16 protein-coding genes are annotated in these 18,855 nt (G+C 73.9%); 9 read left to right on the forward strand and 7 right to left on the reverse strand.

Features of this window, described 5'->3' with window-relative positions:
- Positions 1-3 precede the first annotated feature (3 nt).
- From BLV05_RS34395 to BLV05_RS34405, 3 genes are all read left to right on the forward strand, one after another.
- Positions 4-816: a purine-nucleoside phosphorylase gene (locus BLV05_RS34395; protein ID WP_046768911.1), complete on the forward strand. Its 813-nt coding sequence runs from the start codon at positions 4-6 to the stop codon at positions 814-816.
- A 103-nt stretch (positions 817-919) separates the two neighbouring features.
- Positions 920-1,888 (forward strand): ATP-binding cassette domain-containing protein, encoded by a 969-nt coding sequence (locus BLV05_RS34400; protein WP_046768912.1) that lies wholly within the window; start codon positions 920-922, stop codon positions 1,886-1,888.
- Positions 1,885-2,721, forward strand: a complete 837-nt coding sequence (locus BLV05_RS34405) for an ABC transporter permease (RefSeq protein WP_046768913.1) — start codon at positions 1,885-1,887, stop codon at positions 2,719-2,721. Before BLV05_RS34400 ends, BLV05_RS34405 begins: the two co-directional genes overlap by 4 nt.
- Here the strand turns inward: BLV05_RS34405 and BLV05_RS34410 are convergent.
- Positions 2,690-5,890, reverse strand: coding sequence for a BTAD domain-containing putative transcriptional regulator (locus BLV05_RS34410; protein WP_052762480.1), 3,201 nt, complete (start codon positions 5,888-5,890; stop codon positions 2,690-2,692). The two genes, BLV05_RS34405 and BLV05_RS34410, sit on opposite strands and share 32 nt — an antisense overlap.
- 65 nt (positions 5,891-5,955) lie before the next feature.
- Between BLV05_RS34410 and BLV05_RS34415 the strand changes: the two genes are divergently transcribed.
- Together BLV05_RS34415 and BLV05_RS34420 are read left to right on the forward strand one after the other, a co-directional pair.
- The gene (locus BLV05_RS34415) at positions 5,956-7,641 is read left to right on the forward strand and encodes a phospho-sugar mutase (RefSeq protein WP_046768914.1); all 1,686 of its coding nucleotides are present in this window, start codon (positions 5,956-5,958) and stop codon (positions 7,639-7,641) included.
- Entirely contained in the window at positions 7,638-8,249 is a 612-nt protein-coding gene (locus BLV05_RS34420; protein ID WP_052762481.1) for a DUF1707 SHOCT-like domain-containing protein, read from the forward strand. Before BLV05_RS34415 ends, BLV05_RS34420 begins: the two co-directional genes overlap by 4 nt.
- On the opposite strand, the gene BLV05_RS34425 is transcribed toward BLV05_RS34420, so the two are convergent.
- From BLV05_RS34425 to BLV05_RS34440, 4 genes are all read right to left on the reverse strand, one after another.
- A complete protein-coding gene (locus tag BLV05_RS34425; RefSeq protein WP_152690759.1) occupies positions 8,246-9,199 on the reverse strand; it encodes a fibronectin type III domain-containing protein in 954 nt (317 codons plus the stop codon). The two genes, BLV05_RS34420 and BLV05_RS34425, sit on opposite strands and share 4 nt — an antisense overlap.
- 64 nt (positions 9,200-9,263) lie before the next feature.
- The gene (locus BLV05_RS34430) at positions 9,264-10,259 is read right to left on the reverse strand and encodes a LacI family DNA-binding transcriptional regulator (protein WP_046768916.1); all 996 of its coding nucleotides are present in this window, start codon (positions 10,257-10,259) and stop codon (positions 9,264-9,266) included.
- A gap of 5 nt (positions 10,260-10,264) precedes the next feature.
- A complete protein-coding gene (hisD, locus tag BLV05_RS34435; RefSeq protein ID WP_046768917.1) occupies positions 10,265-11,584 on the reverse strand; it encodes a histidinol dehydrogenase in 1,320 nt (439 codons plus the stop codon).
- 35 nt (positions 11,585-11,619) lie between these two features.
- On the reverse strand, positions 11,620-12,639 hold the full coding sequence (locus tag BLV05_RS34440; protein WP_046768918.1) for an SDR family NAD(P)-dependent oxidoreductase: 1,020 nt from the start codon (positions 12,637-12,639) through the stop codon (positions 11,620-11,622).
- A gap of 73 nt (positions 12,640-12,712) precedes the next feature.
- Here BLV05_RS34440 and BLV05_RS34445 point away from each other — a divergent pair, with 73 nt between their 5' ends.
- Genes BLV05_RS34445 through BLV05_RS34460 form a run of 4 tightly spaced genes read left to right on the forward strand, consistent with a single transcriptional unit; the run spans position 12,713 to position 16,916 of the window.
- A complete protein-coding gene (locus BLV05_RS34445) occupies positions 12,713-13,627 on the forward strand; it encodes an AraC family transcriptional regulator (RefSeq protein ID WP_046768919.1) in 915 nt (304 codons plus the stop codon).
- A 15-nt stretch (positions 13,628-13,642) separates the two neighbouring features.
- A complete protein-coding gene (gene deoC, locus BLV05_RS34450) occupies positions 13,643-14,593 on the forward strand; it encodes a deoxyribose-phosphate aldolase (RefSeq protein WP_046769018.1) in 951 nt (316 codons plus the stop codon).
- Positions 14,594-14,601: 8 nt separating this feature from the next.
- Positions 14,602-16,044 carry an aldehyde dehydrogenase family protein gene (locus BLV05_RS34455; protein ID WP_046768920.1) on the forward strand — a complete coding sequence of 481 codons (1,443 nt, stop codon included), beginning with the start codon at positions 14,602-14,604 and terminating at the stop codon, positions 16,042-16,044.
- On the forward strand, positions 16,044-16,916 hold the full coding sequence (locus BLV05_RS34460) for an aldehyde dehydrogenase family protein (RefSeq protein ID WP_046768921.1): 873 nt from the start codon (positions 16,044-16,046) through the stop codon (positions 16,914-16,916). Before BLV05_RS34455 ends, BLV05_RS34460 begins: the two co-directional genes overlap by 1 nt.
- 4 nt (positions 16,917-16,920) lie before the next feature.
- On the opposite strand, the gene BLV05_RS34465 is transcribed toward BLV05_RS34460, so the two are convergent.
- The gene (locus BLV05_RS34465; RefSeq protein ID WP_046768922.1) at positions 16,921-18,126 is read right to left on the reverse strand and encodes an HAAS signaling domain-containing protein; all 1,206 of its coding nucleotides are present in this window, start codon (positions 18,124-18,126) and stop codon (positions 16,921-16,923) included.
- A complete protein-coding gene (locus tag BLV05_RS34470) occupies positions 18,123-18,458 on the reverse strand; it encodes a PadR family transcriptional regulator (RefSeq protein ID WP_046768923.1) in 336 nt (111 codons plus the stop codon). Before BLV05_RS34470 ends, BLV05_RS34465 begins: the two co-directional genes overlap by 4 nt.
- Between the last annotated feature and the right edge of the window lie 397 nt (positions 18,459-18,855).

Genomic DNA, 18,855 nt, shown 5'->3' on the forward strand with positions numbered 1-18,855 from the left:
CCGGTGACCGAGCTGCTGGACGATCCGCGGGCCGCCGCGCAGGCCGCGGCCGAGCACCTGGCCGCGGCCACCGGCGTCGAGCGACACGACATCGCGCTGGTGCTGGGGTCCGGGTGGGGCGGCGCGGCCGACCTCATCGGCGAGACCGTCGCCGAGCTGCCCAGCACCGAGGTCCCCGGCTTCGCCGCGCCGGCGGTCGTCGGCCACGTCGGCACCCTGCGCTCCATCCGCGTCCACGGCAGCGGCAAGCACGCGCTCGTCCTCGGCGCCCGCACCCATCTCTACGAGGGCCGCGGCGTGCGCGCCGTCGTGCACGGTGTGCGGACGGCGGCAGCGGCGGGCGCGCGGACGCTGGTGCTGACGAACGGCTGCGGCGGACTGCGTGAGGAGTGGACAGCGGGCACGCCGGTGCTGATCAGCGACCACATCAACCTGACGGCCACCTCGCCGGTCGAGGGGGCGAACTTCGTCGACCTCACCGACCTCTACTCCAGCCGGCTGCGCGCCGTCGCCCGCGAGATCGACCCGAGCCTGCCCGAGGGCGTCTACGTCCAGTTCCGCGGCCCGCACTACGAGACCCCGGCCGAGGTCCGCATGGCGCAGCGCGTCGGCGGCGACCTCGTCGGCATGTCGACGGCGCTGGAGGCCATCGCCGCGCGCGAGGCCGGCCTCGAGGTGCTCGGCGTCTCGCTGGTCACCAACCTCGCCGCCGGCATCAGCGCGACGCCGCTGAGCCACGCCGAGGTCATCGAGGCAGGTCAGGCCGCCGGTCCCCGCATCAGCGCGCTCCTCGCGGCGGTCGTCGCCAAGCTCTGACAGCCTGACGCGACGTCGTCAGCGGACTGTCAGCGGCCGGTCAGCCGCGTCTCCGAGTCTGGTTCTCGAGCACAACCGTGCCCAAGAACCGCAGGAGGAACGCATGCCCACACTGGCCATCGAGGCGCACGGCCTGGTCAAGACGTTCGGCGAGAACCGCGCCGTCGACGGCGTCGACCTCGCCGTCCGCGCCGGCACCGTGTACGGGGTCCTCGGGCCGAACGGGGCCGGCAAGACCACGACCGTCCGCATGCTCACCACCCTGCTGCGCCCCGACGGTGGCAGCGCGCGGGTGCTGGGCCACGACGTCGTCGACGACGCCGACCAGGTGCGGCGGCTGATCGGCCTGACCGGGCAGTACGCCTCGGTCGACGAGGACCTGACCGGCACCGAGAACCTGGTGCTGCAGTCGCGGCTGGTCGGGCTGAGCCGCGCGCAGTCGAAGCGCCGAGCGGCCGAGCTGCTGGAGAGCTTCGACCTCACCGAGGCCGCGAGCCGGCCGGTCAAGCACTTCTCCGGCGGCATGCGACGACGCATCGACCTCGCGGCCAGCATCGTCGTCACGCCGGACGTGCTGTTCCTGGACGAGCCGACGACCGGTCTGGACCCGCGCAGCCGCGGGCAGGTCTGGGACATCGTCCGCGACCTCGTCGCCGGCGGCACGACCGTCCTGCTCACCACCCAGTACCTCGACGAGGCGGACCAGCTGGCCGACCGGATCGCCGTCATCGACCGCGGCACCGTCATCGCCGAAGGCACCAGCACCGACCTCAAGGCGTCCGTGGGCCGCAGCTCGCTGCACCTGCGCCTGGCGGACGAGGCGCAGTGCGATCTCGCCGAGCGGCTGGTCGCGCTGACGCTGGACACCACCCCGCGCCGCACCCCGGAGGCCGGCGTCATCACGGCTCCGGTCGCCGACCCCGACCTCGTCGCCGACCTGATGCTCCGGCTGCGCGCCGAGGGCGTCGGCATCGACGAGATCGGGGTGCAACGCCCCAGCCTGGACGAGGTCTTCCTCACCCTGACCGGCCACGCGGCCGAGGACGACGACACCGAGAGGACCGCCGCATGACCACCACCACCGAGACCGCCGCCGTCGAGCGGCCGGTCCGCACCATCGCCGCCGCCCGGGTCGACCGGCCGGAGCCGCCGAGTGCGCTGTCGGCCAGCCTGACGCTGGGCTGGCGCAGCGTGCTGAAGATCCGCCGCATCCCGGAGCAGCTGTTCGACGTGACGTTCCAGCCGGTGATCTTCATCGTGATGTTCGTCTACCTGTTCGGCGGCGCGGTCTCCGGCAGCACGACGGAGTACCTGCAGTTCGTGCTGCCCGGCATCCTCGTGCAGACCGTCGTGATGGCGTCGCTGTACACCGGCATCTCGCTGAACACCGACATCGGCAAGGGCATCTTCGACCGGTTCCGGTCGCTGCCGATCTGGCGGCCAGCGGCGCTGGTCGGCGCACTGCTGGCCGACAGCATCCGCTACGTCGTGGCGGCCGCCGTCTGCCTCGCCGTCGGCATGGCGATGGGCTTCCGGCCGGACGGCACCGTGCTCGAGGTGGTCGCCGCCTGCCTGATGGTGCTGGTGTTCGCGTTCTCGCTGAGCTGGATCTTCGCCTTCCTCGGGCTGGTCATGCGCTCGGCCGGCGCGGTGCAGGGCGTCAGCATGCTGGCGATGTTCCCGCTGACGTTCGCCAGCAACGTGTTCGTCGACCCGTCGACCATGCCCAGCTGGCTGCGCAGCTGGGTCGACGTCAACCCGGTGTCGCACCTGGTCACGGCGGTCCGCGGGCTGATGGCGGGCAGCCCGGACGCCGGCGCGATCGCCTGGTCGCTGATCGGCTGCGCGGTGCTGGTCGCGGTGTTCGCCCCGCTCACGGTGCAGGCGTATCGCCGGAAGGCGTGACGCCACGCTCACCCAGGACCAGCGCCCCGATCTCGCGCACCGCGGCGATGGCGGTGAGATCGCGGGCGCGGTCCCGCTCGGCCGCCAGCAGCTTTTCGTCGGGCTCGGGGAGGTCGACGAGCGCCGGGTGGCGGACGTCGCCGAGCAGCTCCACGGCGCCGATGCGGCGGCCGAGCGCGATCAGCCGGGCCGCGCGGGCGCCGTCGCCGCGGACCAGCGCCAGCCGCCCGTACACGATGGCGACGATGCCGATGACCGGACGGTCGCCGTCGGCGAGGGCGAGGTCGAACGCGCCGGTCAGCAGGTCGTCGATGTCGTCGCGACCGACCCGCAGCCGGGCGACGGCCGCGCCGGCCAGCGCCATGACCCGCAGCTGCGGCGGCCCGCCGATCTCCTCGGACCGGGCCGCCGCCACCGCGACGTCATAGTGCGCCAGCATGGACATGACGTCGCCGAGGTGCGCCGCCGCCTCGGCCAGCCCGGTCTCGGCCATGGTGGCGACCTCGGGGTCGTTCGGGTAGCGCTCCAGCATCGCCGTCAGCTCGGCCACCCCGCCCGCGACGTCACCGGCACGGACCCGCACGATCGCGCGCAGCAGCTGAACCTGGCGGCCGTCGTCGCCCGCGCCGAGGACGTCGAAGCCGAGCACCGCCTCGTCCAGCAGCTTCACGGCCGTGGCGCTGTCGCCGTCGGCCGCCTCCGTCATGCCCAGGGTCATCGAGGTCATCGCCAGGCCCCACCGGTCGCCGAGCGCCGCGAACCCCGCGCGCGCCTCCTGGGCCAGCCGGCGCGACCGCTCCCGCTCACCCTCGTTGTCGGCCATCATGCTGAAGAACAGCGCACCCATGGCCCGCACCCACGGCTCGCCGGACGCCTCGACGACCACGCGGGCCCGCTCCAGCTGGGCCGGCCGCCCGTTCATCGCGGCGAGCAGCAGCTCGCCGAACGCCCGTGCCAGCGGGGTCAGCTCCACGTCGCCGCGCACCAGCCGCCGCAGCCGCCGGATGAACCCCACGCCCATCCGCGTCGGCCCGGCGACCAGCGAGTTGGGGACGATGAGCGTGTAGAGGACGGCGGCGGTGCTGGGGTCGGCCGCGCCGTCCATGCGGATCAGCTGCTCGCCCCAGCCAGCCACCTCGAAGTGCAGGCCGAGCGCGGCCCAGTACCAGCACATGGTCAACGCGATGGAGTAGGCGGACGGGGTGTCGCCGGCGTCGATGGCGGCCCGCAGCCCGGCGACCAGGTTGTCGTGCTCGGCCGCCAGCACGCCGAACCACTCGACCTGGCCGCTGCCGCGCAGGTGCGGCTCGGCCCGGATGGCGAGGTCGACCGCCCAGGCGACCAGCCCGGCCGTCGCCGCCGCCCGCTCGCCCGCGGCTTCGAGCTCGGCGTCGGCGAACTCGCGGACGGTCTCCAGCAGCCGGAACCGGACCGTCCCGCCGGACTCGTCGACCACCAGCAGCGACTGGTCGGCCAGCCCGGCCAGCGCGGCGTCGACGGCGGCGGCGTCGACCGGCGCCCCACCGGCCGTCCCGAACCCGCAGACGGCGGCCGCGGTCGCCGCGTCGGCCCCGCCCGGCAGCACGGCCAGCCTGCGCAGCACCGCCTGCTCGGTCGCGTCCAGCAGCTCCCAGCTCCAGCGGACGACGGCCAGCAGCGTGCGGTGTCGTTCCGGCGCCGAGCGCGGGCCGCCGACCAGCAGCCCGAACCGGTCATCGAGCCGGGCGGCGAGCTGCTCCACCGACATCGACCGCACCTTCGCCGCGGCCAGCTCGATCGCCAGCGGCAGGCCGTCGAGGTGCCGGCAGACGTCCACGACGACGGCCGGGTCCAGGTGCGCGGCCGGCCGGGCCGCCTTGGCGCGGTCGTGGAACAGCCGCACGGCCGGGTAGTCCAGCGCGCCGTCGCCGTCCGGCGGCAGCGCCAGCGCGGGCAGCGGGTGCACGACCTCGCCGTCGACGGCCAGCGGCGTCCGACTGGTCGCCACCACCCTGACCAGCTCCGACGCCGTCACGATCTCGTGCACGACCTGTGCGACGGCGTCGACCAGGTGTTCGCAGTTGTCGACGATGATCAACGCGTCGCTGTCGGCCAGCATGTCGCGCAGCCGCTCGATCGGCGACCGCGACAGCTGGTACGTGCCGCGCTCCATCAGGCTGGCCTCGCGGACGCCCAGCGCGGCCAGCACCGCGGGCAGCACGTCGGCGTCGTCGCGCAGGCCGGCCAGCTCGACGAGGTGCACCGGCCGGCTCATCCGGTTCAGCCACCGCAGCCCCAGCTCGGTGGCGAACCGGGTCTTGCCGACGCCGCCGGGACCCAGCAGCGTGATCAGCCGGGTGTCCTCCAGCAGCCGCTCGACCCACGCCAGCTCGTCGTCGCGGCCCAGCAGCGGCGTCGCCGACCGGCGCAGCCGCGGCGCCCGCACGCTCGGACCGGCCTGCTCAGGCAACTCGTGCGTCAGCACCGCCAGGTGGACGTCGCGCAGCTGCGGCCCGGGGTCGGCGCCGAACGCCTCCGCGAGCCGTTCGCGTCCGTCCTCGTAGGCGGCCAGTGCCTCGGCCGGCCGCCCGGTCGCGACCAGCGCGCGCATCAGCTGGCCGAGCAGCGCCTCGTCGAGCGGGTGGTCGTCGACCAGCGCGACCAGCTCGGCCGGGAGGTCGGCGTGGGCGCCGCGGCGCAGGTCGGCCTCGATGCGGGCGCGGCGCAGGTCCAGCCGCAACGTGCCGAGCCGGGCCGCCTCGACCGATGCGAACGGCGCGTCGCCGACGTCGGCCAGCGGCTCGCCGCGCCACAGGTCCAGCGCCCGCGTGGCGTCGGCCGCCGCCGCCTCGGGGTCGCCGTCGCGCAGCGCCGCCGTCGCGGACGCCAGCAGGACGTCGGCCACGGCGGCGTCGACGTCGTCGCGGCCGACCGCGAGCCGGTACCCGCCGGCCGCCGCATCGACCGTCACCGGGTGCCCGTTCAGCGCCTTGCGCAGCCGCGACGCCGCCGCCTGCACGGCGTTGGCGGGGTTGGCGGGGCGGCCGGCCCACAGGTCGTCGACGATCGTCTCGACCCCGACCACCCGGCCGGGCGCCAGCGCCAGGCGCGCGAGCAGCGCGCGCACGCCGGCGCCGGGGATCTCACCGGCCGCGCCGACGCGCACCGGCCCGAGGATGGAGACCTGCATGCTCCTAGGATCTCCTGAACACGGTGCGGCGCTGTGTCCGCCCCGTGAGAAGGGAAGGTCACGCGATGACCGACGTGCTCGAGCAGGCCCGCGCCTGGCTGGCCGACGACCCCGACCCGGCCACCCGGGCGGAGCTGCAGGCGGTGCTCGACGCCGCCGTGGCCGGTGACACCGACGCCGCCGCGGACCTCTCCGACCGGTTCGCCGGCATCCTGCAGTTCGGCACCGCCGGGCTGCGCGGCGCCATCGGCGCCGGCCCGAGCCGGATGAACCGCGCCGTCGTCATCCGCGCCGCCGCCGGCCTCGCCGCCTTCCTGCTGGCGGCCCGCACGCCGGTGAATGGCGCACGGCACCGCGTGATCGTCGGCTACGACGCCCGGTACCGGTCGTACGACTTCGCCACCGACACTGCCGCCGTCCTGACCGCGGCCGGCATCGAGGCGCTGGTCATGCCGCGGCTGCTGCCGACGCCGGTGCTCGCGTTCTCGGTGCGCCACCTGTCCGCCGACGCCGGCGTCATGGTGACGGCCAGCCACAACCCGCCGCAGGACAACGGCTACAAGGTGTACCTCGGCGGCCCCGACGGCGGCTCGCAACTGGTCGCCCCCGCCGACGCCGAGATCGCCGCGCACATCGACGCCGTCGACTCCGTCGCCTCGGTCCCGCGGACGGAGTCGGGCTGGGCGGAGATCGGCGAGGAGGTCGTGACGGCGTACCTGGCGGCCGCCGCGGGGGTGGCCGAGCCTGGCGGCCCCCGCGACCTGCGCATCGTGCACACGTCGTTGCACGGCGTCGGCGGCGTGACGGCCGGCGAGGCGCTGATCCGGGCCGGCTTCACCGACCTGCACACCGTCGCCGAGCAGGCCGAGCCCGACCCCGACTTCCCCACCGTCGCGTTCCCCAACCCCGAGGAACCCGGCGCCATCGACCTCGCGCTGGCGCTGGCGCGGCGGGTCGGCGCGGACGTCGTCATCGCCAACGACCCCGACGCGGACCGGTGCGCGGTCGCGCTGCCCGACGCCGGCGGCGAGTGGCGGATGTTGCACGGCGACGAGGTCGGGGGGCTGCTGGGCGAGCATCTCGCCCGGCGCGGGCGGACCGGCGTGCTGGCCAACTCGATCGTGTCGTCGCGGCTGCTCGGGCGCATCGCGGCCGCGCTCGGGCTGTCGCACGAGGAGACCCTCACGGGGTTCAAGTGGATCTCCCGGGTGCCCGGCCTCACGTTCGGCTACGAAGAGGCGCTGGGCTACTGCGTCGACCCTGAGTCGGTGCGCGACAAGGACGGCATCTCGACGGCCGTGCTGGTGGCCGAGCTGGCGGCACAGGCGAAGGCGGCCGGCCGGACGCTGTGGGACCTGCTCGACGATCTCGCCGTGGCGCACGGCCTGCACGCCACCGACCAGCTGTCCGTCCGCGTCGACGACCTGTCGCTGATCGCCGGCGCGATGGCCCGGCTGCGCTCGGCGTCACCGCCGTCGCTGGGCGGGTCCGAGGTCGTGACGGCGGACGACCTGCTGGCCGGCGACGGCGGCCTGCCACCCACCGACGGCCTGCGCTACCTGACCGCCGACGCCACCCGCGCCGTCGTCCGGCCGAGCGGGACCGAGCCGAAGCTCAAGTGCTACCTCGAGGTCGTGGTGCCGGTCGGCGACGGCGACGTCGGCACCGCTCGCGCCGTCGCCCGCGAGCGGCTGGCCGCCGTCCGCGCCGACGTCGCCGCCGCGCTGGGCCTGGAGGCTGAGCCGGTATGAGCACCGAGGAGCCGCGCGGCCCGGCCGAGCGCGACGCGAGCCTGATGCGGGTCTCGCACGCCGACCGCGACCGGATGGTCGAGATCCTGCGCGACGCGGCCGCGGACGGACGGCTGGACACCGAGGAGCTGGAGGAGCGGGTGGAGCGGGCGCTCACCGCGCGCACCTTCGCCGACCTGGAGCCGCTGACAGAGGGCCTGCCGGTCGCGCCGGTCGCACCGCCCGCGCCGGCGCCGGCGGTTCCGGCAGCGCCGCCGGCCGACGAGATCGTGCGGTGGGAGGTGGCCGGCCAGCGGCTGCGCCGCGAGGGCGCGTGGACCGTGCCGCGCGTCATCGAGCTCGCCATGATGGGCGGCTCGGCCCGGCTGGACTACACCGTGGCGCGGCTCCCGGAGGGCGGGCAGAGCACGCTGCGCATCTCGACGGCCGGCGGACGGTTGCGGCTGACGGTGCCGCCGGGGGTCGCGGTGGACTTGAGCGGGGTCGCGGCGGCCGGCGGACGGATCCGCGACCACGCCTCCCGGCGCGCCGTGCCGGGCACGGTGACGCATGTGGTCACCGTGACCGGCACGATGTTCGGCGGGAGCATCCGTGTCGAGAGCGCCTAGGGCTCGCAGGCCGGGTCCACCGTCAGCGTGATCGCGTTGCTGAAGGCGGACGCGTTGCCCGAACTGTCTACGGCGCGCACCTTGACCGTGTTCGCGCCGAGGTCGGGCAGCCACACGGTCGTGGCGCCGGTGCCGCGCGCGACCGAGATGATCCGGCCGTTGCCGAACACCTCGTAGTCGATCGCGCCGGGCGCGTCCCGGTCGTCCGTCGACGGTGTCCACGTGAGCGCGGCGTTGTCGCAGGTGTAGCGGACGATCCGGCCGGCCAGCCCGGACGGCGTGCCCGGCGGCGTGACGTCGGTGGTCGTCGGCGTCGTGACCGTGAGCGTGTTCGTCGGCGCCGACAGGCCGCTGCTCCGGCTGGCGCGGACGGTGTAGTGGTGCGTGCTGCCCGGCGTCAGCTGCCGGATCGTCACGGTCGCCGTCGGCTGCGCGAACGGCGCGGCCGCCCAGGCGACCAGCGTCGACCCGTCGAAGACCTGATATGCGCCGACGTCGAACTCGTCGCCGGGGCGGTCGAACTCCAGCAGCACCCGGGCCGGCGACACCTCGGTGGTGCGCAGGCCGGACGGCGCTCCTGGCTGCACGCCGGGGCCGCGGGTCGTGACGGTGATCGTGCGAGTCGGTGCCGCGACGTCGCCGGACGCGTCGACCGCGACGATCCGGAAGCCGTACGTCTGCCCCGGCACGAGGTTCCGGGCGACGTAGGCGCTGCCGAAGCTCGTGGTCACCAGCACGTCGTTCTGGTAGACCCGCCACCTGGTCGGCTCGGTGAGGTACCCGGGCGACCACTGCATCGACACCTGCGTGGCGGTGACGTTGTTGACGTAGAAGTTGAACGGGGTCGGTGGCGCGGACCCCGCCGTCGCCGTCGCAGGCCCGGTGAGGCCCAGTGACAACCCGGCGGCCAGCCCTGCGACCAATGCGATGAGACGCCTGCGGACGTGCATGGTCGAACCTCCTCGGTCGGAGTGCGTCGCGTGGAGTACGCGGAAACCGGCCGGAAGGATTGCGTCAGGTCCGTACGGGACCTGTTGTTCTGCGGACGATCAGGTCGGCCGGCAGCACCTCGTGCCGCGGCGGCAGGCCCGGCTCGTCGATGCGCTCGTTCAGCAGCGCGACGGACCGGGCGGCCATCGCGGCGAGCGGCTGGCGCACCGTCGTCAGCCCGAGCGTCGGCCAGGCCGCCTGGCGCACGTCGTCGAAGCCGGCCACGGAGAGTTCACCCGGCACCGCGACGCCAAGGGCGGCGGCCGCGTTGAGGACGGCGAACGCGACCTGGTCGTTGAGCCCGACGATCGCCGTCGGCGGCGCCGCGGCGGTGAGCAGGTCGGTCGCGGCGTCGACGGCGCGGTCGTAGTCGAAACCCGTCTCCCGCACGTCGGGCGGCGGCAACCCGCGCTCGGCCAGCCGCCGGCCGATCCCGTCGAGCCGCCGCGCCGACGTGCTCGCGCCGGGCAGTCCGGCGAGGACGGCGATGCGCCGGTGCCCCAGCTCGGCCAGGTGGTCGACGACCGCGGCGGCGCCGGCCGGATGGTCCCCTTCGACGCTGTCGCAGCCCGCGTCGACCACACGGTTGGCCAGCACCACCGGGAACCGGCGGGCCGCCAGGTCCGCGACCTCGGCGGAGCCTTCGACCGCGGCGGTGAACACGATGCCGTCGACCCGCTGCTGGAGCAGCAGCTCGACCGAACCGGCGTTCTGCAGCAGCATGTGCTGCCCCCGGGCGGCGACGGCGGCGGCGATCTCTTCGAGGAACTCCGGGTAGAACGGGTTGGTGAGGTCTGACACGACCACCCCGACCAACCCGGTCCGGCTGGTCACCATGCTGCGGGCGGCGGCGTTCGGGGTGTAGCCGAGCTCCCGGCTGATCGCCAGGATCCGGTCGCGGGTGGCCGCCGCGACCCGGCCGCCGTTGAGCGCACGCGACACCGTCGCCTGCGAGGTGCCCGCCGCCCGCGCGATGTCGACGCTGGTGGGCGGGCGTCCGCGACCGCCCGGCTTCGCCATGCCGGTCAGTCTCGCACGCCCCCGAACGCGTGATCTGTCCACGTCAGCGACCCGCCGGTGTGGGCGGCCGTGCGGATGTCGCCGGAGCGGGCGTGCCCCTCGAACAGCTCGACCCGCGACGCGCGGCCGCAGACCTCGCCGAGCAGGGCGCTGGACGCCGGGTCGGTGATCTCCTGGTACGTCACCGTCTTGAGGTACTTCCCGACCCACAGCCCGCCGGTGTAGCGAGCCGCACCGCGCGTCGGCAGCACGTGGTTGGTGCCGATGACCTTGTCGCCGTACGACACCGTCGTCAGCGCGCCGAGGAACAGGCTGCCGTAGTTGCGCAGCCGCGACAGCGCCGCCCGCGGGTTCGCCGTCAGCACCTCGACGTGCTCGAACGCCCGCTCGTCGACCAGCGCGTACGCCTCGTCCAGCGAGGAGGCGACGTGCACCTCGCCGTAGTCGCGCCAGGCCGGCTCGGCCATGTCCTTCGTCGGCATGCCGGGCAGGATCTCCTCGACGTGCGCGATCGCCGCCCGCGCCACCGATTCGCTGGTCGTGATGAGGACGGCGGGCGAGTCCGGCCCGTGCTCGGCCTGCGACAGCAGGTCGACGGCGACGGTGAACGGGTCGGCGGTCTCGTCGGCGAGCACCAGGATCTCCGTCGGCCCGGCGAACAGGTCCAGCCCGACCCGGCCGTAGAGCTGCTTCTTCGCCTCCGCGACGTACGCGTTGCCCGGCCCGGCGACGAGGTCGACCGGCGGGACCGTCTCGGTGCCCAGCGCGAGCGCGCCGATCGCCTGGACGCCGCCGAGCAGGTAGATCTCGTCGGCGCCGGCCAGCGACATCGCCGCGATGGTGGCGGCCGGGATCTCGCCGCGGATCGGCGGCGTGCAGGCGGCCACCCGCGGCACGCCGGCGACCTTCGCCGTCACGATGGTCATGTGCGCCGACGCGGTCAGCGGGTAGCGCCCGCCCGGGATGTAGGCGCCGACGGACGCGATCGGCAGGTGCTTCTGCCCCAGGAACACGCCCGGCAGCGTCTCGACCTCGAACTCCCGCAACGACGCCAGCTGCCGCTCGGCGAACCCGCGCACCTGCGCCTGCGCGAACCGGATGTCCTCCAGCGCCTGCTCCGGCACCGTCGCGACGATCTTCTCGATCTCCTCGCCGGACAGCCGGAACGAGGGCGGCGACCACGAGTCCAGCTGCTCGGAGTAGGTGCGGACGGCGGCGTCGCCGCCGGTCTCGATCTCGGCCAGCATGCGCGCGACGGTGGCCGTGACGGCGGCGGCGTCGGCGCTGCGGTCGACGGCGGCGGAGCGGTCCTTGAGTGTCCTCATGGTGTATACGTATACACCACCGCCGACCAGGCAGGCTAGGCCTCGAGCAGCCGCTCGCTCAGCGTCCACAGCCGCCGTGCCGACTCGGGGTCGACGGCGTACGGCACGACGTCGGAGCGGACGTCCTCGCTCGCGCCGAAGTCGATCTGCGTGGGCGTGTCCAGCGGCGAGACGTCGTTGTCCTTGAGGTAGACGCCGCCGATGCCGGCCAGCAGCGGGCTGGTCGCGCCGAACACCGGGGTGCTGGCGCCCTGCTGCGGGGTCTTCATCTCCCGGTCGGGGTCGACGACCGGGCGGCCCGACTCGTCCAGCAGCCCCATGGCGCGCAGCTGGTCGTCGCTGAGGAACTCCGGCCGCGCCTCGCCCTCGGCCCGCCACGGCCCCAGGTTCGTCGTCACGACGATGCCCGGGTGCGCCGCGTAGCCGCGGATCCCGTCGCCGGCCCAGCGGCGGTCCAGCTCGACGGCGAACAGGACGTTCGCGGTCTTGGACTGGCCGTAGCCGAGCAGGCCCAGGTCGTCGTAGCCGCTGGCGAAGTGCGGGTCGTCCCAGCGGATGTCGGACAGCCGGTGACCCCCGGAAGTCGTGTTGACGACCCGCGCGCCGTGCGCGGCGCGCAGCGCTGGCAGCAGGCCGAGGGTGAGCTGGAAGTGGCCCAGGTGGTTGGTCGCGAACTGCGACTCGTAACCGCGGGCGTCGCGGACCAGCGGGCCGCCCATGATGCCGGCGTTGTTGAGCAGGACGTGCAGCGGCCGGCCGGAGCCGAGGTAGCCGGCGGCGAAGGCGTCGATGGACGCCGGGTCCAGCAGGTCGAGCCGGCCGACGTCGACCCGCTCGATCCCGGCCAGCGGCGACGCGGCGCGGCCGGGGTTGCGCGCGGCGACGGTGACCGAGGCGCCGGCTTTGCTGAGCGCCCGGGTGATCTCCAGGCCGAGCCCGGCGTGGCCGCCGGTGACGACGGCGTTCGTGCCGGTCAGGTCGATGCCCTTGAGGACGTCGTCGGCGGTCGAGGCGGCGGTGAACCCGGTTCCGATGAGGTGCTGCTTGTGTGTCATGCCTCCAGGCTGCGCCCGCACGGCCGGACTCTGAATACTTGTCGATCCGTATTTCTTGCGCGATAGTACGGAGGTGGCGGACGACCAGTTGTCCGAGGTGTTCGACCTCGTCGAGGTGCGCGGCGTGGTGTCGGGCGGGTTCGCGGTCCAGGGCCCCTGGGCCTCGCGCGCGGCGATCGAGGGGCTGAAGTTCTTCGCCATGGTGAGCGGCCGGGCCCGGCTGAGCACCGACGGTCTCGACGAACCGCTCCAGCTCGAGGCGGGCGACGTCGCCGTCCTCAACGACCGGACCTGGCTCACGGCCGAGGGCGGCAGCGGCGACGGGCCGCCCCGCGAGGTGACGCCGGAGGCGGACTTCACGTCCATCCACCTGCTCGGCGCCCACGGGGCCGGCGCGGACGTCGTCGTCGGAGGCCACGTCGACCTCAACCCGGCCGGCCGGGCGCTGCTGCTGCAGGCGCTCCCGCCGGTCGCGCACGTCCGCGGGTCAGGCACGGCGGCGGCCAACCTGCGCGGCAGCCTCTACCGGCTGGTCGGCGAGCTGACCGAGTACCGCATCGGCTCCGCGTTCGCGGTCCGGCAGCACGGCCAGCTGCTGCTGCTCGAGGTGCTGCGCGCCTACGTCGGCCAGGCCGAGCCGCCGCCGGGCTGGCTGCGGCTGCTGGCCGACGAGCGGCTGCGGCCGGCGCTGGGCCTGATGCACGCCGAGCCGGGGCGGCGGTGGGGCCTGCAGGAACTGGCCCGGGCCGCGGCGATGTCGCGGACCACGTTCGCGGAGCGGTTCCGCAGCGTCTCCGGCGTGCCGCCGCTGACCTACCTGAACCGCTGGCGGATGCTGCTGGCCCAGCGGGCACTCCGCGATGACGACGTCCGCGTCGGGTCGCTGGCCTTCGACCTGGGCTACGCGTCGGAGAGCGCGTTCAGCACCGCGTTCAAGCGGGAGGTCGGCGAGTCGCCGCTGCGCTACCGCCATCGCCTGCGCGACTAGACTCTGTGCGTGACCATGCTCGACGACGCGCGAAGCTCACTGCCCGACAGCGCCTCCTCCGAGGCGACGCTGCGCCGCTTCCTGCACGGCCTGCCGGGGGTCGACCAGACCGGCGCCGACGCTCGGGCGGCCACGCTGGCCACGCGGTCCATCAAGACCACGGCCAAGCAGTACGCCATCGACCTCGCCATCTCGATGATCGACCTCACCACGCTCGAGGGCCAGGACACCCCGGGCAAGGTGCGGGCGCTCTGCGCGAAGGCCATGCGCCCCGACCCGTCCGACCGCTCCGTCCCGCCGGTCGCGGCGGTCTGCGTCTATCCCGACCTCGTCGCGACGGCCAAGGAGGCCCTGAAGGGCTCCGACGTCAAGGTCGCCAGCGTCGCCACCGGCTTCCCGTCCGGGCGCACGAGCCTGGCGGTCAAGGAGGCCGACACCCGCGACGCGGTCGCGGCCGGCGCCGACGAGGTCGACATGGTCATCGACCGCGGCGCATTCCTGGGCGGGCGCTACGGCGCGGTGTTCGACGAGATCGTCGCGGTCAAGCAGGCGGCCGGCGACGCCCACCTCAAGGTCATCCTCGAGACCGGCGAGCTGGCCACCTACGACAACGTCCGGCGCGCGTCCTGGCTGGCCATGCTGGCCGGCGCCGACTTCATCAAGACCAGCACCGGCAAGGTCGCGCCGGCCGCGACGCTGCCGGTCACGCTGGTCATGCTCGAGGCGGTCCGCGACTTCCGCGAGACGACCGGCCGCCAGGTCGGCGTCAAGCCGGCCGGGGGCATCCGCACCAGCAAGGACGCCGTCAGGTACCTGGTCCTGGTCAACGAGACCGCCGGCGACGACTGGCTCGACCCCGACTGGTTCCGGCTGGGTGCGTCGAGCCTGCTGAACGACCTGCTCATGCAGCGGCAGAAGCTCGCCACCGGCCGCTACGCGGGCCCCGACTACTTCACGCTGGACTGAGGCGCACCATGACGAAGTTCGAGTACGCGCCCGCGCCGGAGTCGCGGGCCATCGTCGACATCAAGAGCTCGTACGGCCTGTTCGTGAACGGCGAGTTCGTCGAGCCGGTCGACGGGTCGATGTTCAAGTCGGTCAATCCGGCCACCGAGGAGGTGCTGGCCGAGATCGCGTCGGCCGGCGCCGAGGACGTCGACCGCGCCGTCCAGGCCGCCCGCCGCGCCTACGATCACACCTGGTCGAAGCTGTCCGGGCGCGACCGCGGCAAGTACCTGTTCCGCATCGCGCGGCTCATCCAGGAGCGCGCCCGCGAGCTGGCCGTCCTCGAGTCGATCGACAATGGCAAGCCGATCCGCGAGTCACGCGACGTCGACATCCCCCTGGTCGCGGCGCACTTCTTCTACTACGCCGGCTGGGCCGACAAGCTCGCGTGGGCCGGCGCCGGCCCCGACCCGAAGCCGCACGGCGTCGCCGGCCAGGTCATCCCGTGGAACTTCCCGCTGCTCATGTTGTCGTGGAAGATCGCGCCGGCGCTGGCCGCAGGGAACACCGTCGTGCTCAAGCCGGCCGAGACCACCCCGCTGACGGCGCTGCTGTTCGCGGAGATCTGCCAGCAGGCCGACCTCCCGCCGGGCGTCGTCAACATCCTCACCGGCGCCGGCGACACCGGCCGCGCGCTGGTCGAGCACGCGGGCGTCGACAAGGTCGCGTTCACCGGGTCCACCGAGGTCGGCAAGCAGATCGCCCGCAGCGTCGCCGGCACGGCCAAGAAGGCGACGCTCGAGCTGGGCGGCAAGGCCGCGAACATCGTGTTCGAGGACGCGCCCATCGACCAGGCCGTCGAGGGCATCGTCAACGGCATCTTCTTCAACCAGGGCCACGTGTGCTGCGCGGGCTCGCGGCTGCTGGTGCAGGAGTCGGTGTACGACGAGGTCCTGACCCGGCTGAAGCGGCGGCTCGGCACACTGCGCGTCGGCGACCCGCTGGACAAGAACACCGACATCGGCGCCATCAACTCCGCCGAGCAGCTGGCCCGCATCCGCGAGCTGTCCGAGGTCGGCGAGGCCGAGGGTGCCGAGCGCTGGTCGCCCGAGTGCGAGCTGCCCGAGCGCGGCTTCTGGTTCCCGCCGACGCTGTTCACCGGCGTCAGCCAGGCGCACCGCATCGCCCGTGAGGAGATCTTCGGCCCGGTGTTGTCGGTGCTGACGTTCCGCACCCCGGCCGAGGCGGTCGAGAAGGCCAACAACACGCCGTACGGGCTGTCCGCGGGCGTGTGGACGGAGAAGGGCTCGCGCATCCTGTCCATGGCGCAGCAGCTGCGCGCCGGCGTCGTCTGGGCCAACACGTTCAACCGGTTCGACCCCACGTCGCCGTTCGGCGGCTACAAGGAGTCGGGCTACGGCCGCGAGGGCGGCCGGCACGGTCTGCTGGCATACCTGAAGGGCGAGCACTGATGGCCGAGCGGCTGGCTGTGAAGAAGACCTACAAGCTGTACGTCGGCGGCAAGTTCCCGCGCTCGGAGTCCGGCCGGTCCTACGAGGTGGTGGACGCGAAGGGCAGGTTCCTCGCCAACGCCGCCTGGGCCTCGCGCAAGGACGCCCGCGACGCCGTCGTCGCCGCCCGCAAGGCGCTGACCGGCTGGTCCGGGGCGACGGCGTACAACCGCGGCCAGGTGCTCTACCGCGTCGCCGAGGTCATGGAGGGCCGGCACGCCCAGTTCGTCGACGAGGTCGCGGCCGGCGAGGGCGTCACCCGCGCCAAGGCCACGGCGCTGGTCGACGAGGCGATCGACCGCTGGGTCTGGTACGCCGGGTGGTCGGACAAGATCGCCCAAGTGGTCGGGTCGAGCAACCCGGTCGCCGGGCCGTACTTCGACTTCTCCGTGCCCGAGCCGACCGGCGTCGTGGCGGTGCTGGCGCCGCAGCGGTCGTCGCTGCTGGGCCTGGTGTCGGTGCTGGCGCCGGCCATCGTCGGCGGCAACACCGTCGTGCTGACGGCGTCGGCGGACCGGCCGCTGCCGGCCATCACGCTGTCCGAGGTGCTGGCGACCTCCGACGTGCCCGGCGGCGTGGTGAACATCCTCACCGGCGCGCTGGCCGACACCGCGCCGATCCTGGCCGCGCACATGGACGTCAACGCCGTCGACCTCGCCGCCGCGGCGGGCGACGCCGAGCGGGCCCGCGAGCTGGAACTGGCCGCCGCCGACAACCTCAAGCGGGTCGTGCGCGCGCCCGCGGCCGAGCCCGACTGGCTGGTCGAGCCCGGCCTCGAGCGCATCACCGCCTACCTCGAGACGAAGACCGTCTGGCACCCGGTCGGCGTGTGACTGGTCACTTCAGCGGGTCCGGCGCCGGCGTCGCGGTGCCCGCGGTCGGCGTGCCCGGGAGCTGCGGCCCGAACGGCGCGTTCAGGTGCGGCTGCTCGCACTCACCGTTCGGCGACACCTCGACGGTCGGCCGCGGGAAGACGTGGTCGCCCCAGGGGTTGGCGGCGACGAACGACTGCTCGTCGTAGGCGCCCCCGTAGCACTCCTCGAACCAGCCGAGGCTGATCGGGTTGCCGTCCTGGTCGTAGAGCCGGACGTTCTCCAGCAGCGTGCCGTCGGCGCCGTACGGGAAGATGTTGGTCACCTGCGTGCCGTTCTCGCCGTAGAAGATCGGGCCGTCGTCCATGGCCGGGCCGGTGTAGTCGTAGCCGCCGTCGACGTACTGCACGCCGTCCCAGGTGCCGTTGGCGGCCACCACGCCGGCCATGACGACGCCGCCGATCGCCAGGCCGGCGTTGGCCAGTTGAACGGCGACCAGCCGCGGCCCGCGGACCTCGCCAGCCGCCGTCCGCCGGCCCAGCCACACCGACCCGACGACGGCGAGCAGGAACACCGCGACGCTGAACGGGGCGCTGCGGAAGACGGCGAACACGATCAGCGCCAGCGCGACGGCCCGCGCGAGCCACCAGGCCGAGCGCAGCGACGTCACCAGCTCGATCGCCGGCCGCCCCCACGGCATGCTGCGCACCCATTCCTCCACCTGCGCCAGCAGCACGGCTGTCGGCACCTGGCGCAATTCGCCGACCGGGTCGTCGCGCCCGGTCACCAAGAGCACGGTGGCGGCCGCGGCGAGGACGACCGCGACGATCGCCGGGACGCCGAAGAACGCCGGGGCGCCGCTCAGCCCGAACAGTGTGTCGACGAACGCCAGCGCGCCCAAGCCGACGGCGCTCCAGCCGAAGAACGCGACCATGAACCGCAGCAGCCGGCGCACGAAGCCGACCCGCACCGGCGCGGGTTCCGGTGCCGGCTCCGGCAGCCCGGCCGCGGCCCGCAGTTCCGCCGCGTACGCCGCCGGCGCGCCCAGCCGGTCGATCAGCACGTCGATCGTGACGTCGTCGCCGTACTCGCCGGCGACGTGGTCGAGGTGGTCGCGGACGTCCTCGGCGATCTCCGCGAGCTCGTCGGCCGGCAGGTCGCCGAGCTCGTCGCGGACCGCCGCGAGGTACGTCGCGACGGCCGGGTGGGCCGTCGCCCGGGTGCTGCTCACGCTGCCTCCTTGGTGGCGTGGTCGACCAGCTCCGTCAGCACCCCGGCGAACTCGCGCCACGTCTTCGCCGATCGGCGCAGCAGGTCGCGGCCGGTGCCGTTGAGGCTGTAGTACTTGCGGTGCGGGCCCTCCTCGGAGGGCACGACGTACGTGGTCAGCGCGCCGGCGTGGTACAGCCGCCGCAGCGTCCCGTAGACCGAGGCGTCGCCGACCTCCGTCAGCCCGGCCGCGCGCAGCCGCCGCACGACGTCGTAGCCGTAGCCGTCCTCTTCGCGGAGCACCGCGAGCACGGCGAGGTCGAGCACTCCTTTGAGGAGCTGACTGGTGTCCATGGCGGACTATTATGCATTACGCACTACTGTGCACGACGCGACACGCCGTGCCTGACCGACGGCCGGCGGGCTCGGTGACCTGCCGGCCTGCGCGCTTTTGCAATGAGCACCTATACGCACCATGTCGCCTCGAGGCAGGCCGGGTGCGATACGTCACGACGAGCGCGACTGGATCTAGACGGTGTGCTGTGCGCCCCCGTCCCGCGCAGGCAGGCCACGCAGCCCCGGCGGTGGGCGGTGCGTATAGGTGCTCATTGCAAAGCGCCCGACGCGACCTCCGGACGGGCCACGGTCCGCCCGTCCACAGGTCGAGCCGATCAGGAAGGTTGTCCACATTCGAGGTCCAGCGCCATGCGGAGCAACCAACGACACCCGAGGCTTGACCCATGACGCCAGT

The organism is Jiangella alkaliphila (assembly GCF_900105925.1).
GTDB lineage: Bacteria > Actinomycetota > Actinomycetes > Jiangellales > Jiangellaceae > Jiangella > Jiangella alkaliphila.